This window comes from Nitrospirillum bahiense (genome assembly GCF_007828025.1).
Classification (GTDB): Bacteria; Pseudomonadota; Alphaproteobacteria; order Azospirillales; family Azospirillaceae; genus Nitrospirillum; species Nitrospirillum amazonense.
Genome location: NZ_VITO01000005.1, coordinates 153,085 through 168,407, shown reverse-complemented (window position 1 = coordinate 168,407; position 15,323 = coordinate 153,085). Strand labels below are relative to the sequence as shown.

Below are 15,323 nucleotides of genomic sequence, written 5' to 3'. Positions count from 1 at the left end.
CGCCACCCTATTTGTCGGCGGCCACGATATCTCCGCCGGCGATGCGGCGCAGTGAGGCTTCCAGCCGGGCATCGGCGCGGGAGATTTCCACCAGGGCGTCGCGGATGAAGTTGATGTGCGCCTCGGCGGCCGCGCGCGCCGCCGCCGGATCGCCCTTCATGATCGCCTCATAGAGGGCGCGGTGTTGGCTCAGCAGCAGCTGGCGCACGCCCGTGCGCTGGTACAGCTTGGCGCGGTTGAAGAAGACATCCTGGCGCAGCATTTCGGCCAGGGCGCGCATGATGTGCAGGATCACGACGTTATGAGTGGCCTCATAGACCGCCAGGTGGAACTCCGCATCGGCGTCCGCTTCTTCTTTCGCCTCGTCATGGCCGTGGGCAGCCTCCATGGCCTCGAACCGGGCCTGGATCTGGGCGCGGTCCACGTCGGTGGCGCGCAGGGCGGCGTAGTAGGCGGCGGCCCCCTCCACCTCCGTCCTGAATTCCAGGTAATCCAGAGTGGTCTCGGGCCGGGCGGCCAGGACGGCGTGCAGCGGCTCGGTAAAGGTGGGGCCCAGCAAGGGGGCGACGAAGGTGGCGCCGCCCCGGCCGCTGCGCAACAGGCCGCGCTGCTCCAGCTTCTCCAGCGCCTCGCGCAGCGAGGGGCGGGAGACGTTGAAGCGCACGGCCAGCTCCCGCTCCGGCACCAGCTTCTCGCCGGGGCGCAGGCTGCCTTCCACGATCAGCTGTTCCAGATGCTCGGCGATGGTGTCGGCCAGCTTGGCCGGCCGGATGCTGTCCTTCATGGGGTCCCGTCAGCGTTTCCTCTGCCCCACCGTCTCCGGTCGCCTGCTTTCGGCGGCGGCGGCGGCGCGGTGGTGCGGTCAAAATAATTGACCAGTGGCGCCTTGCGGCGCAACGGAAATGACGGGCCGGGGAGATCAGCGCAGCAGGGTGAAGTCCACCGGCATGGTCCAATCCAGGGGCTTGTCGTCGGGGGCGGGGGGCAACGGGTCGGCCCGCCGCACCGTGGCCACCGCCTCCTCATCCAGCAGGGCGAAGCCGGAGCCGCGCTCCAGCGTCACGCTCAGCACATGGCCCGTCCGGTCGAGGGTGAAGTGCACCAAGGCGGTGCCCACCTGGTGGCGCTGCCGCGCCTGCGCGGGATAGCGCAGATAGCGGTAAAGATGCGCCATCAGCCGGCCCTCATAGCTATCGGGGCCCTTGCTGGCCGGTGCCGGCGGGGCGGGCGGCGCCTCCGGCGCCGGGGTGGACGTCTGCACCGCCGTGCTGGGCGGCGGCGGCTCGGGTTGCGGCGTCGCAATCGGGGCGGCTTGCGGCGGCACCGGCGGGGGTGGCGGCAGGGGAATGGGCTTCACCGCAACCGGCTTGGGCGGCGGCGGCTTGGGCGTGGGTTGGGGCGTGGGTTTTGGCGGCTCCGGCTTCGGGGGTTCGGGCTTGGGCGGTGCGGGTGGCGGTGGCGCCGGGGGGGGCGGCAGGTCGATCTGCAGCGGCGGCGGAGGGGGCGGCGGTTCCAGGGTGGAGCGTGCCATCAGCCAGGGCAGGGCCAGGGCATGGGCGGCCAGCACCAGGGCCAAACTGCCGCCCCAGACCAGGCGTCCGCGCCTGTCCCCACCAGGCCTGTCCTCGCCAGGAAGATCGCCGCCGTCCTTGTTCATCGATGCCATCGCCATGGCGTCACGGGGCCCCGCCGCCGTCCAGCCCCACCAGCGAGACCTTCAGGTATCCCGCCGTGCGCAGGCTGTTCATCACCGCCGTCAGGTCGCCGTAGGAAACGACGCGGTCGGCGCTGAGGGTGATGCGCTGGTCCTTGTCACCGCCGGCAGCACTGTCCAGGGCGGCGGCCAGGCCGTCGCGCGTCACGTCGGCGCCGTTGATCGCCAGGGTCAGGTCGGCGCGGATGGTCAAGGTCACGGGCTTTTCCGGGTGCGGCCGGGGCGGCGCGTTGGAGGAGGGCAGGTCCACCGGCACGTCCACGGTGGCCAGGGGGGCCGCCACCATGAAGATGATCAGCAGCACCAGCATCACGTCGATGAAGGGCGTGACGTTGATCTCGTGGGTTTCGGCCAGCTCATCGCCGCCGTGGGAAAGACGGGCAGCCATCCGGGTCACTCCGCCGCGCGGCTGCGGACCTGGGCCACGCCCGCCTGCGCGCGGTCCAGGTCGCGGCTGACCAGGCGCAGCACGCCGGCCGACACGTCGGCCAGCAGCACGCGGTAGCCATCCACCTTGCGGGCGAAGACGTTGTAGACCACCACCGCCGGGATGGCGGCCACCAGGCCGGTGGCGGTGGCCAGCAGCGCCTCGGCGATGCCGGGTGCGACCACGGCCAGGCTGGTGGTCTGGGTCTTCGAGATGCCGATGAAGCTGTTCATGATGCCCCAGACGGTGCCGAACAGGCCGACGAAGGGGGCGGTGGCGCCGATGGTGGCCAGCACGCCGGTGCCGCGCACGATGGCCCGCCGGGCCTTGGCCTCCAGCCGTTCCAGCCGCAGCACGACGCGTTCCTTCACCCCCTCGGCCGGCAGGCCGTCGGACAGCGCGCGCTCTGCCGACGCGGCGCGGGCGAAGGCCAGGGCCAGGGCGTCGGCCTCACCCGTCAGCTGGCTGGCCGCGACATCCAGGGACGGGGCGTCGTCCAGCGTGTCCAGCGAGCCCTGCAGGCGGCCGCGTGCGGCGCGCAGCTCCAGCCCCTTGGCCAGCAGGATGGTCCAGGTGACGACGGAGGCCGCCAGCAGGCCCAGGATGACGGCCTTCACCACGCCGTCGGCGTTCAGGAACATGCCCATGGCCGACAGGTCGTGCGGCACGGCGGCGGCGGTGCGGGCCGCCCCCTCCTGCGCCCAGGCGTTGGTCGCCCCCAAGCTCAATGCCGCCGTCAAGCTGGCGGCGGCCGTCTGCTTCAGCAACTTGGTAGCCATGATGGTCGTGCCCCTCTTTGACATCGGTGCGTCCTTGGCCTGACGCGTCGTGTGACGGTTGATGGCGGTCATTCCGCGGCGGATTGCAGGATGGCGGCGGCGCGGGCGGCACCGGCCTTGCGGTTCCGGCGCTTGATCCACCACATGGACGTGCCGGTGATGGCGAACAGGGTGGGCAGCAGGCCGCTCAGCGCCACCAGGACGCGGTAGATGGGGCCCAGCCCCTCGCCCTCGTGCAGGGGGCGCATCCAGCCGGTGACCTTGTTGCCGGCGGCCTGGGCGCTGGGGTCGCGCACCTCCACCACCTGGCGGGCCCAGGGGTCCACCATCAGGGTGACGGCGCTGGGGGCATCGCCGCCCGGGGGCGCCAGCACCACGCGGATGGCCTGGTCGGGGCTCTGCGGCAGGCTGGCGCCGCGCAGGGCCAGGCCGGGGCGGGGCGCTGCCGCCAGGGCGATGGCCACGGCCTCATCCACGCCGGCGGGGTCCACGCCGTCGCGCGGCGTCACCTTGGGCAGGGCGAAGCCCTGGGTCTGCGCCGCCATGGGCAGCACCGCGCCGACGCCGGCGGCGATGCTCTGGGGGAAGGCGATGGCCACGCCGGTGAAACTGACCACCAGGAAGACGGCCAAGCCCCAGATGCCGGCGGCGCCATGCAGCTCGCGATGGAAGCGGGCGCCCTTGGCCGCCTTGCGCACGATGAAGGACTGGCGCCACTGCCCGGGCCGGGGCCACCACAGCACCAGGCCGGTGACGCCCAGCGCCGTCATGATGACGCCCAGGTATCCCACCAGGTCGCGGCCGCTGCGGTCCTGGATCAGCAGGTTGCCATGCAGGCGATGGATCCAGCCGATGGTGGCGTCCAGGCCCGGGGTGCTGACCACCGCCAGGGTGACCGGGTCGATGTGCACGCTGATGCCGGGCATGCCGCCGCCTTGCGGGCGGGCGCCACCCTGGCCGTGGGCATGCTCCCCACCCTGCGGCATGCGGCGCTGCGCCTGGAAGCGCACGGTGGCGGTTCCGCCCGGCGCGGCTGGGGCGGCGTAGCTGGCGGGCTTGGCGCCCGCAGGCGCCACGGCGGCGGCGGCGGCCACCACCTCGGCCACGCCATGCGGTGCCGCATCGGCGGGCGCTGCCGGCAATGATGGGGTGAACACGGCGCGCAACTCGGGCTCGATCACCAGCACGGTGCCCGACAGGCCCAGCGCCAACAGGGGCAGGCCCAGGATCAGGCCCACCCAAAGGTGCAGGAAGCGCAGCGTCTTCATCATGGCGTCAGGCCTCCGCCCAGCGGCGCAGCAGGTTATGATAGATGCCGGTCAGCCGCACCACGGCGGGCTGGCCGGCGGCCTCCCGGTTCAGGTCCTGGATGGTCGTGTCCAGGTCGAACAGCAGGGTGCGTTCGCCGTCGTCGCGCACCATGCTCTGCATCCAGAAGAACGAGGCGATGCGGGCACCCCGGGTCACCGGGGCCACGCGGTGCAGGCTGGTGGATGGGTACAGCACCATGTCGCCGGCCGGCAGCTTCACCTCATGCTCGCCATAGGTGTCCTCCACCAGCAGCTCACCGCCGTCGTATTCCTCGGGATCGGCCAGGAACAGGGTGGCGGACAGGTCGGTGCGCACGCGGTGCGGCGTGCCGGGAATCTGGCGGATGGCGTTGTCCACGTGGATGCCGAACGACTGGCCGCCGGCGTAGCGGTTGAACAGCGGCGGGAAGACCTTCAGCGGCAGGGCGGCCGACAGGAACAGCGCATTATTTTCCAGCGTCGCCAGGATCAGGTCGCCCATGGCCTGGGCCGCCGGATGGTCGGCCGGGATCTGGGCGTTGTTCTTGGCCATGGCCGACTGGTGGCCGGCCGTCACGCGGCCGTCCACCCAATCGGCGGTTTCCATCCGCTGGCGGCACCAGGCGACCTGCTCCTGGGTCAGGACGCCGGGAATGTGAAGAAGCATGGGTGCCGCCTTGGATGGTCTGGGGTTGGGATGGTCTGGGGTTGACGGGTGGATCAGAAGGCGAAGTTGGCGGTGAACTGGACCGTGCGGCCCTCGCCCGGGACCAGATGGGCCGGATGGATCTGGTCGACGTAGTCGCGGTCGGTCAGGTTGATGATGTTGGCCTGGATGCTGATCTGTTCCGTGATGTCGTACTTGGCCATGGCGTTGAAGGTGACATAGCCGGGCACGGTGTTGATCAGGTTGGTGGCCGCCACCGGGCTGGAGCTGCCGATGCGCTGCGACACCGCGTTGGCGCCGCCGCCGATCTGCAACTGGTGCGTCACCTGATAGGTGGTCCACAGGTTGAAGGTGTGGTGCGGCACGTTGGGCAGACCGCGGCCCACCTGGCTGAAGGTGGTGGACTTGATGACCCGGCCGTCCATGTAGGCGTAGCTGGTGCTGACCTGCCAGTCCTCGGTGATGTGGCCCGTCACCTCCAGCTCCACACCCTTCACCTTCTGGTCGCCGCCCAGCACGTTCAGGGCGGAGTTGTTGGGGTCGGTGACGCGGGCGTTGTCCTTTTCCGTCTGGAACAGGGCGGTGCGCACGCTCAGCGCGTCATGCAGCAGGTCGATCTTGCCGCCGACCTCATAGGTCTTGTTGCTTTCCGGATCCAGGTTGGCCGTGGCGGCGGACAGCGACAACTGCTCGGCCGACGGGTTGAACGAGGTGCCGAAGCTGGCGTAGAGGCTGCTTTCCGGCGTGGGCTTGAACACCAGCGAGGCGCGGCCGGACGGCAGGCTATCGGTGCGGGAGAAGGCGGCGGCCGGGGCCACGGTCTGCTTGTAGTCCGTGTCCAGGTGGTCGTAACGGAAACCGCCGACCAGCGACCACTGCTCGTTGAACTTCATGGTGTCGACGGCGAACACCGCCACCGTATCGACCGTGGTGCTGACGCGGGACGAGATGGTGCCCACGCCGGCGAAGGTCTGGTACTCGTTGGGGTTCAGCAGGGTGGTGGTGGGAACGCCGGTCCACGCGGTGCGCGTCGGGTCCGACGTTTCGCGCGACAGTTCCACGCCCGTCACCAGATGGTGTTCCAGGAAGCCGGTGTTGAACCGGGCGGAGGCCGTGGCCTGGTCGTCCAGGGTGGTTTCCACGCTGCGCACGGTGATGGCGTTGCGCTTGATGGCCACGCCCGACAGCGGCCCGACGGTGGCTGGCGTCACGTTGGCGTTCACCAGCTGCGGCTCGGTGATGCGGACGTTGCGGTAGTAGTTGCCGTAACGGAACTGGTTTTCCAGGGTGATGCCGGACGTCAGGTCGTGCTGCACGTCGGCGGTTACGACATTGGCGTCGGTCTTCAGGTAGTCGCTGTGGAAGCCGTAGTAGGTGCGGTAGTCCACCGGCGCCGGCTGGCCCAGCAGGAAAGGGATGCCATAGTCCGGCCGGTCGTTTTCCGACTGGTGCAGATAGCTGATGGTGACGCGGGTGGGCGTGCCGATGCCGAAGGCGACGGAGGGTGCGAAGCCATAGCGCTCGTTCTTGGCGCCGTCGCGCCCCTCGACGAAGCTGCTGGTGCCCATGGCGTTCAGGCGCACGGCGGTGGTGGCGTCGATGGCGCGGTCCACGTCGGCGGTCAGGCGCTTCATGCCGTCGGTGCCCAGGGTGGCGGTGCCGGCGGTGATGGCCTCCAGCGTGGGCGTCTTGCTCACCTGGTTGATGGTGCCGCCGGTGGAGCCGCGCCCGAACATGGCGCTGTCCGGGCCCTTCAGCACCTCGGCCGACTGATAGTTGAAGCTGTCGCGGTAATAGCTGCCGAAGTCGCGCAGGCCATCCAGGAAGATGTCCGACCGGGCGCTGAAGCCGCGCAGGGTCAGGCTGTCGCCCTGGGCGCCGCCTTCACCGGCCGCCAGGCTGATGCCGGCCACGTTGCGCAGGGCGTCGCGCAGGGTGGTGACGCCCTGGTCCTTCATCTCCTGGCCGGAGATGACGGTGACCGATTGCGGCGTGTCCAGCAGCTTTTCCGTCAGTTTGACGTTGGACGACCGCTCGGTGCGGTAGTCTTGCGCCGGGGCGGCGTCCTGGTCCTGCACCGACAGGGTGGGCAACTGGCCCGTGCCGCCCTGGGTGGCGGGCGCCGTCGCCGTCTGGGCCTGCGCGCCCAGGGAAAGCAGGGCGCCACCGGCCAGGCCCACGCTCGCAAGGCCCAGGGCGGTACGCGCCAGCGCGCGGGGCGCCTTGGCCCGGCTGGCGATGATGATGTTGCGGTTGCTCGACATGACGGTCCCCACCTTGATGCCACGCTATGTGGTTGGCTCCCCGCGCGGATCCCGGCTATCGAGCTCCGCGGTTATACCCCTTGTTAAGATTGCGAGCGACTCTTATTTGCCGGTTCGGTGCCTGTCAACGGCGACATGAGACTGATTATCAGAATCCATCGCAGAAAATCCGCATGGCTGCGTTGCGGTGCATCAAAATGGGAGCTGCTGATAGTGGGCCTGACACGCACCCCGGCCTCCAGCGCCGCCCTGCTGCTGAACCTTGAGGGCCTGGCCACCATGGGCATCGCCTGGGTGGCCTTCCATGAGAACATCGACCGCCGTCTCCTGGCGGGTGCACTGGCCATACTGGCGGGTGCGCTGCTGCTGTCCTGGCGGGGCGGGCCGGCGGGCGTCGGCTGGGGCGCGCTCGCCGTCGCCGGGGCGTGCCTGGCCTGGGGAGTCGACAACAACCTGACCCGCCGGCTCAGTTCAGCGGACCCCGTCCAGATCGCCATGACAAAGGGGCTGGTGGCGGGCAGCGTCAATCTGGTCCTGGCCCTGTCCCAGGGGGCGGCGCTACCGTCCGTCGGCGTCACCGCCGCCACCGCCGTGGTGGGCTTCTTCGGCTACGGTCTCAGCCTGGTGCTGTTCGTCCTGGGCCTGCGCCACCTGGGCACGGCCCGTACTGGCGCCTACTTTTCCATGGCGCCCTTCATCGGTGCCGTATTGGCCTTGATGCTGTTCGACGAACCGATGACGTGGCGTCTGCTGGCCGCGGCCATCCTCATGGGGATAGGACTCTACCTGCACTTAATCGAGCACCACGAGCATGAGCATGCCCATGAGGAAATGGTGCACGAGCATGTCCATGTGCACGACGAGCACCACCAGCATGCCATGAACCCGGCACGCCCTTAGGGGAACCGCACTCCCATGTGCACCGGCACGTCCCCATGGTGCATCGGCACCCCCATTATCCCGACCTGCACCACCGTCACCCCCATCCGGAGTCCTGAGCGGCACCATTCGGACGAGGTCAGGCCATGCCAGTCAACCGGAACGCCAGGCCGGCGAGGGAGCAGGCGGCCAGCACCGGGATCATCCCGACCTTGAGCCGGAACACCGCGACGACGGCTGCGACGGTCAGCGACAAAGCGGCCACGTTAACGCTGGCCAGCGCCGGGATTTCCAGCACCAGGCCGAACGCCTTGAGGTCCGTCACCTCCCGGAACAGGGCGTGCAGGGCGAACCAGACCGCCAGGTTGAGGATCACGCCCACCACGGCGGCGGTGATGGCCGTCAGGGTGGCGGAGACGGCGCGATTGCCGCGCAGCTTCTCGATGAAGGGCGCCCCCAGGAAAATCCACAGGAAGCAGGGCACGAAGGTCACCCAGGTGGTCAGCACCGCCGCCAGGGTGCCGGCCACCAGCGGCGGCAGGGCGCCGGGCGCGCGGAACGCCGCCAGGAAGCCGACGAATTCCAGCACCATGATCAGCGGGCCAGGTGTCGTCTCCGCCATGCCCAACCCGTCCAGCATCTCGCCCGGCGCCAGCCAGTGATAGGTGTCCACCGCCTGCTGGGCGACGTAGGCCAGGGCGGCGTAGGCGCCGCCGAAGGTGACGATCGCCATCTGCGAGAAGAAGATGCCGATGCGGCTGAACACGTCGTCCGGCCCCAGCAGCAGGACCAACGCCGCGACGGGAACCAGCCACAGCACCAGGCAGATCCCGGAAATCCGCAGCGACCAGGACAAGGAGGGGTGGGCATGGGCCGGCATCTCCTCGCCCAAGGCCGTCTCCCGGTCCGGCACCACCGTGCCGCCAGCGGCACCATGGCCTTTCCCGCCGGTGAATGCCGGATGCCCGGCCTTGCCGCCGGCGTAGCCGATGAGGCCCGCCGCCAGCACGATGATGGGGAACGGCACCTGGCCCACGAAGATGGCCAGGAAGGACATCGCCGCCAGCAGCACCATGGCCCGATTCCTCAGGGCCCGTGATCCCACGCGTATTACCGCCTGCAGCACCACGGCCAGCACGGCCGACTTCAGGCCGAAGAACAGGCCGGCGACGGCGTCGGCCGACCCCAGCAGGACATAGATCCAACTCAACACCAGGATGGACAGGAAGCCCGGCAGCACGAACAGCGTGCCGGCGACCAGGCCGCCCCGCGTCTTGTGCAGCAGCCAGCCGATGTAGACGGCCAGCTGCTGGGCCTCCGGACCCGGCAGCAGCATGCAGTAGTTGAGGGCGTGCAGGAACCGCTCCTCGCCGATCCACCGCTTCTCCTCCACCACGATGCGATGCATCACCGCGATCTGCCCTGCAGGGCCGCCGAAGCTTAGCGCGGCGACGCGGGCCCAGACCTTGATGGCCTCGCCGAAGGAGATGCCGTGCGCCGGCACATCGGCAGAGGAATGGAGGGCGACGTCGGCCATGGCGTCAACTTCCCTTCTTGCGGAAAAAGCCCAGCAGGTCGTCGAACACGGCCACGCCTCGCGCCAGGCGTTCCTCATCGTCCCTGGCACCCATGCAGATGCCGGCGATCAGCACGCCGATGCCGTCGGCATACAGGCGTCTTAGGAATTAATGCAACACATGTATCATTTTTTCGCTCGCCGCAGCCGGCCCGTATCAGCGGCGGCGCGGCATCGCCCCCATCGGGAGTTCTGACTGTGAAATGGGTCACTCGTGCACGTCCTAAGATCGACCGCATCGCCTGTCCCTGGCTGGTCACCCGCTTCATCGACCAGCAGCAGGACAGCGGGGAAAATGGCATCGGCCACGATCTACGCCGGAACCGCCTCACCATTCGGGCGTTTCCGGCGACAGGGCGCCCGCAACGTCAAGCCGCCAATCGCAGGGCGGAGAAATAGCGCAGGGAAGGGAAGCGATGGACATCATGGATCAGAGCCGCCGGTCGTTCCTCCACGCCGGTTCCGCCGGTGCCGTCGCTGCCGCGGGCTTGGCCTTGGCGGGATGCGGGAAGGGGGCGGGCGGTGAGAAGGACGTCGGCGCGGTGGAGGATTTGATGCGCGAGCACGGCGTGCTGCGCCGGGCCCTGTTCGCCTACACGGAAGCCGCCACGGGGCTGCGCGGGGCCGCCACGGTCGATGCCGGGGCCCTGAAGCGGGCGGCGACCTTGTTCCGCACGTTCGGCGAGGATTACCACGAGCGCCTGTTGGAGGAGGCCCACATCTTCCCGGCGATCCGCAAGCTCCAGGGCCCGGTGGCGGCCTATCCCGACGTGCTGACGGCGCAGCACCAGCGCGGGCGGGAGATCACGGACTACATCCTGGGCGTGACCGGCAAGGGGGCGATTGGGAGCGCCGACCGGGAACCGATGGCCCGCGCGATGGAAACCCTGGTCCGGATGTACCGGGCCCATGCCGCGCATGAGGACACCGTGGTTTTCACGGCATGGAAACAGGCCCTGTCCGGGCACGAGCTGGACGAGATGGGGGACAAGTTCGAGGAGATCGAGCACCAGCAGTTCGGCAAGGACGGGTTTGACGACGCGGTCCACCAGATCGCGGACATCGAACAAGCCCTGGGATTGGCCGACATCGCCCGGTTCACCGCGCCGCCGCCTCTCGGCTGAAGGATCGCTTTCTAAGGCGATGCCGCTGCGTTGCAGTGTGCCGACCTCCCGGCGCCCCTTGCCCAGGGGCGCCGGTCCGCCAAGGTCAGAACCCAGTGCCCCCGATCTGGGCGGTGGAGCCACCGACGATGGTGCCGGTGGTGATGGTGCCGGCGCCGGCGCTGTTGACGATGGTGCCGCTGGTGTGTTCGTAGCCGATCAGCAGGCCGGCATAGTTCGGCGGGTCGCTGGTCAGGACGTCGCTGACACTGCCGCTGTTCACCACCGTGCCGCTGTTATTGCCGATGAGGCCGCCGACGAAGCTGAGGCCCGAGACGGTTCCGCTGCTGCGGCTGTCGGTGACCGTGCCGGCGTTGGTGCCCACCAAGCCGCCGACCGAATTGTCGGTCTGGGCGTTGACGTTGCCGGTGGCGTAGCTGTGGCTGATCAGGCCGTTGTTCCTGCCCACCAAGCCACCGATCGCCCCGCTTTCCGGGGCGTTGAAGACGTCGCCGGTGGCGTAGCTGTCGGTGATGGTGCCTTCATTGGTGCCGACCAGCCCGCCGATCTCACCATCCCGCCCGCCGGAGGAGACGGTGCCGCCGGCGTGGCTGGCGGCGACCAAGCCCAAATTCTCACCCACCAGGCCGCCCACGGCGTCACCCCGGGCGCTGCCCAGCACGGTGCCCAGGGCGTAACTGTTGGTGACCGTGCCGCTGTTGGACCCCACCAGGCCGCCCAGGCCATAGCTGCCGTAGCCGCTGTCCCTGATGGCGCCGGTGGCGTAGCTGTTGCTGACCAGTCCCAGGTTCTGCCCCACCAGCCCGCCGACATAGACGCCGGCATAGCCGGGGAAGGTGGTGACGCCCGCGACCGTGTCGCTGATGGTGCCGCTGGCGTGGCTGTCGCTGATGGTGCCGCTGTTGACGGCCACCAGCCCGCCGACGCGATAGTTGGCGTTGATGTTGCCGCTGGCCCAGGCACGCCGGATGTCGCCACTGTTCAGCCCGACCAGCCCGCCGACGGTACCGGACGTCTGGGCGATGATGGCGCTGGTGGCGGAACTGTCGGTGATGGTGCCGCTGTTCGACCCCGCCAGGCCCCCGATCATCAGGCCACCGGTGCCGGCGCCGCCGGCCACGCTGATGGTGGCGCCGGCCTGGTCGCCGCCCAACAGGCCGCTGTTGGTGCCCACCAGGCCGCCCACCCCTTGGGCCAAGGTGCCGGTGTTGACCAGGCCGGTGGCGTAGCTGCTGGTGATGGTGCCGCCGTTGGTTCCGGCCAGTCCGCCGACCCCGGTGACGCTGTTGCCCACTGTCACGGCGCCCAGGGCGAAGCTGTGGTTGACCAGGCCGCCGTTCTGGCCCACCAGCCCGCCGACGCCGCTGACGCTGTTCCCGACCTGCACCGCGCCGGTTGCATAGGCGTCGGTGATGGTGCCGGCGTTGCCGCCCGCCAGGCCGCCCAGGGCTTGGCCCCGGTTACCGGCCGTCACCCGGCCGGTGGCATAGCTCTGCCCAATCGTCCCGCCGCTGTTGAGGCCGACCAGTCCGCCGATGTCGGTCCCGGCCACCAAGCCGCTGTCGTCGCGGGCGGTAACGGCGCCGTTGGCGTGGCTGGTGGTGATGACACCATAGTTCACGCCGATCAGGCCGCCGGTCGAACTGGTGCCCTCCACGCTGCCGGTGGCATAGCTGTCCGTGACCACGCCCCTGTTGTAGGCCACCAGGCCGCCCACCGTCTGCGGTCCGGCGATGGTGCCGGCGAAGCGGGCGATGACGCTGCCGGTGGCGTGGCTGGCGCTGATGGTGCCGTAGTTGTAGGCCACCAGGCCGCCCAAATTGCCGGTACCGCCGACATCGCCGGTGGCGTAACTGCCGGCGATGGTGCCGTATGTGCCGTTGGTGTTGACCAGGCCGGCGGCGTTGGTGACGGCGTCGTCGGCATGGCTGCCGGCGATCAGGGCGCCATTCACCCCCACCAGGCCGGCCACGCCGTTGCCCAGCATACCGCCGGCGGCGTAGGAATTGGTGATGGCGCCCAGCTGATTCAGCCCCACCAGGCCGCCCCAGCCGGCGCTGTAGGCGGTGTCCGCCACGGTGACGGTGGCCGCCGAATAGCTGTCGATGATGGTGCCGGCGAGGGACAGCGGCGGCGGCCAGTGCGGATCGAACAGCCGGACGAAGCCGTTCTGGCCCACCAGCCCGCCCACCTGGCTGGCATTGGGACCGGCGGCGACTGTGCCCAGCGAGAAGCTGCTGAAGATGCGGCCCTCATTGTCACCCACCAGGCCGCCGACGTTGGCTGACAGGCTGCAGGTGGTCACCCGGTTCACGGTGTAGCTGTCGATGATGGTGCCGCTGTTGCCGCCCGCCAGGCCGCCGATGCCGCTGCCCGGCTGGGGCGGTGGCGTGATGTCCAGAATGGTGCCGTCGTCCGGCAGGTCGTTGTCGCCGCCGGTCTTGCTGCCGGCCTTCACGCTGCCCAGGGCATAGCTGGCGCTGATCAGGCCGTCGTTCTGCCCCACCAGGCCGCCGATGCGGGTGGTGTGGTCGCCGGCGCTGACCGCCACGGCAGCGTGGCTGGCGGCGATGGTGCCCCCATTGGTGCCGGCCAGGCCGCCGACCCGTTCCGACCATGGGCCGGTCAGGGCGACGGTGCCGGTGACCTGGCTGTTGGTGATGACGCCGGCGTTCCAGCCGGCGATGCCGCCCACCTCCTGGCCGCCACTGGCGTTGACCGCCGTCAGCGACACGTCGTTCAGGGTGCCGGAGCTGTAACCGAACAGGCCGACATAAAGATAGTTGAGGCCGCCCACGGTCAGGTTGGCGATGCCGTGGCCCAGGCCCTGGAAGGCGCCGGAAAAGGGTGTCGTGCTATTGCCCACGGCGGTGTAGGCGATGCCGCCCATGTCCAGGTCGGCATTCAGGGCGTAGTGGCCGGCCAAATCGTCGGCCATGGCCTGCAACTGTGCCGGAGTGTTGACCAGGGTGTAGGCCTGGCCCTGGATGGACAGGCCGTCGCCGGGGGCGGCCAGCGTGACCTTGGCGCCCTGGTTCACGTCCAGGCCGCCGCTGCCGCCCTGGGCTGGGTTCAGGGCAAGGGCCGCGGCGGCGGCGCCGCCGTGGCTGATGTCGGCGCTGACCGTGATGTCTCGATAGGCGTTCAGGGTCAGGCTGTTGGGGCCGGTCCAATGAATGGCGACGGCGACCAGGATGTCGCCATTGCCACTGCCGGTGGACCCCGTCTGCAGGGTGACGTTGGTGGTGGCCAGCGCCGTCTCCACCGTGCCGCTGCTGACGGCGCCAGGACCGCCGGGGCCCACGATCAGGTCGGCCGGGTCCAGCAGCCAGGTGCCGGTGTGGCCGCGCAGGGCGGTGGTATCGACATGGATGTCGGCGATGGACAGGGTGGCGCCGGAGGTCTCGATGATGCCGCCGTCGCCGCCGGCCGCACCCGCCTTGGCGCTCAGCGTGCCGGCCACCGTGGTCACGCCGTCCGACTTCAGGCGGATGGTGCCGCCGTCACCCGCGCGCACACCATCGGCGGCGATGGTGCCGCCGCTGTCGATCCCGGTCGAGGCCTCCAGCGTCACCACGCCGCCATGGCTGGTCAGGGCGCTGGCCTCGATCACGCCGGTGTTATTGATGACGCCGCCCAGCAGGGCGTCCGCCGACTTGGCGGCCAGCACGACCTGGCCGTCCGGCGCGGCGATCATCTGGTGGTTCACGATCAGGGTGCGGATGGTGGCCGGGTCCACCGCCACGCTGACGCTTCCTTTGTCAAAGGTCAGCGTCACCTTCTCACCGGCCGCCAGCACCACGCTGCCCAGCTTGGCGGTGATGACGCCGTCGTTGATCACCTCTGGCGCCAGCAGGCCGACATAGCCGCCGCTGGCTGCCGTCAGCGCGCCCTGGTTGGCGACCGTGGCGGTGCTGCCGTTGCGCTGAAAGGTGTAGGTGCCGGCCATGAAGTCCTGGTTGGCGATATCCAGGGTGGAGGCGACCAGGCCGCCGACGTTGACGCTGGCGCCCTGGCCGAAGGTGATGCCGGCGGGGTTGACGATGAAGATCTGGCCGTTGGCCGTCAGCTTGCCCAGGATTTCCGAGGGAATGCCGCTCAGCACGCGGTTCAGGGCGGCCGACGCGGGCCCAGGCTGCTGGAAGGTGACGCCGGCGTTGCCGCCGATGCTGAAGTCCTGCCAGGTGATGACGGCCCGCTGGCTGGTCTGGCTGACCGTCATGCCGGCGCTCGACTGGCTGATGCTGGCGCTGCCCGCCGCCACGCTGCCACCAGTCGGCAGGGCGTTGGGCGCGGTGTCGGCCTGGCCCGCCGCGGGCCACAGGGCGGCGGAGGCCAGCAGCAACAAGCGGAGGCGGGCCGGGCGTATAGGCGTGGGCTGGAGACGCAGGTCCCTCATGGTGAATCCCTCGGGGTTCCCTCCCGCCTGGTGCCGCCGGCGGGCTGACGCGGGGGGAGGACACCCGGGGGCGCGGGGCCGGACAGGCGCGCGTGCGACAACCGCGCTGGCGAAACCAGCGTGGTCGGAACTCGGGTCGCTTTTCAAAGAGGGCGCGGGTGGGCGCGGCTGGTGGCGGTGGCCTTTTTCGGCGTGGCTCCCTGCC

The 15,323-nt window shown here is 69.8% G+C and carries 12 protein-coding genes; 3 read left to right on the top strand and 9 right to left on the bottom strand.

What is annotated here, in order from left to right; all coding sequences use genetic code 11:
• Window positions 1-7: 7 nt before the first annotated feature.
• The 7 genes from FBZ88_RS09170 to FBZ88_RS09140 form a co-directional block, all read right to left on the bottom strand.
• Window positions 8-784: an FCD domain-containing protein gene (locus tag FBZ88_RS09170; RefSeq protein ID WP_145616531.1), complete on the bottom strand. Its 777-nt coding sequence runs from the start codon at window positions 782-784 to the stop codon at window positions 8-10.
• A gap of 135 nt (window positions 785-919) precedes the next feature.
• Window positions 920-1,657 (bottom strand): energy transducer TonB, encoded by a 738-nt coding sequence (locus FBZ88_RS31290; protein WP_186464294.1) that lies wholly within the window; start codon window positions 1,655-1,657, stop codon window positions 920-922.
• 19 nt (window positions 1,658-1,676) lie between these two features.
• Window positions 1,677-2,102, bottom strand: coding sequence for a TonB system transport protein ExbD (gene exbD, locus FBZ88_RS09160; protein ID WP_145616529.1), 426 nt, complete (start codon window positions 2,100-2,102; stop codon window positions 1,677-1,679).
• Between the two features lie 5 nt (window positions 2,103-2,107).
• A complete protein-coding gene (gene exbB, locus FBZ88_RS09155; protein WP_246138582.1) occupies window positions 2,108-2,920 on the bottom strand; it encodes a tonB-system energizer ExbB in 813 nt (270 codons plus the stop codon).
• A 68-nt stretch (window positions 2,921-2,988) separates the two neighbouring features.
• On the bottom strand, window positions 2,989-4,191 hold the full coding sequence (locus FBZ88_RS09150; RefSeq protein ID WP_145616527.1) for a PepSY-associated TM helix domain-containing protein: 1,203 nt from the start codon (window positions 4,189-4,191) through the stop codon (window positions 2,989-2,991).
• Window positions 4,192-4,195: 4 nt separating this feature from the next.
• Window positions 4,196-4,876, bottom strand: coding sequence for a Fe2+-dependent dioxygenase (locus FBZ88_RS09145; RefSeq protein WP_145616526.1), 681 nt, complete (start codon window positions 4,874-4,876; stop codon window positions 4,196-4,198).
• A 53-nt stretch (window positions 4,877-4,929) separates the two neighbouring features.
• Window positions 4,930-7,140, bottom strand: a complete 2,211-nt coding sequence (locus tag FBZ88_RS09140) for a TonB-dependent receptor (protein ID WP_246138581.1) — start codon at window positions 7,138-7,140, stop codon at window positions 4,930-4,932.
• 213 nt (window positions 7,141-7,353) lie between these two features.
• On the opposite strand from FBZ88_RS09140, the gene FBZ88_RS09135 reads away from it, so the two are divergent.
• Window positions 7,354-8,040, top strand: coding sequence for a DMT family transporter (locus tag FBZ88_RS09135; protein ID WP_326486163.1), 687 nt, complete (start codon window positions 7,354-7,356; stop codon window positions 8,038-8,040).
• A gap of 118 nt (window positions 8,041-8,158) precedes the next feature.
• Here FBZ88_RS09135 and chrA read toward each other — a convergent pair whose 3' ends face one another.
• The gene (chrA, locus tag FBZ88_RS09130) at window positions 8,159-9,556 is read right to left on the bottom strand and encodes a chromate efflux transporter (protein WP_145616525.1); all 1,398 of its coding nucleotides are present in this window, start codon (window positions 9,554-9,556) and stop codon (window positions 8,159-8,161) included.
• 237 nt (window positions 9,557-9,793) lie between these two features.
• Here chrA and FBZ88_RS31525 point away from each other — a divergent pair, with 237 nt between their 5' ends.
• Together FBZ88_RS31525 and FBZ88_RS09120 are read left to right on the top strand one after the other, a co-directional pair.
• A complete protein-coding gene (locus FBZ88_RS31525; RefSeq protein ID WP_425465780.1) occupies window positions 9,794-9,994 on the top strand; it encodes a chromate resistance protein ChrB domain-containing protein in 201 nt (66 codons plus the stop codon).
• Between the two features lie 17 nt (window positions 9,995-10,011).
• Window positions 10,012-10,719 (top strand): hemerythrin domain-containing protein, encoded by a 708-nt coding sequence (locus FBZ88_RS09120; RefSeq protein ID WP_145616524.1) that lies wholly within the window; start codon window positions 10,012-10,014, stop codon window positions 10,717-10,719.
• A gap of 85 nt (window positions 10,720-10,804) precedes the next feature.
• Here the strand turns inward: FBZ88_RS09120 and FBZ88_RS09115 are convergent, their stop codons facing one another.
• Window positions 10,805-15,118, bottom strand: coding sequence for a beta strand repeat-containing protein (locus FBZ88_RS09115; RefSeq protein ID WP_145616523.1), 4,314 nt, complete (start codon window positions 15,116-15,118; stop codon window positions 10,805-10,807).
• Between the last annotated feature and the right edge of the window lie 205 nt (window positions 15,119-15,323).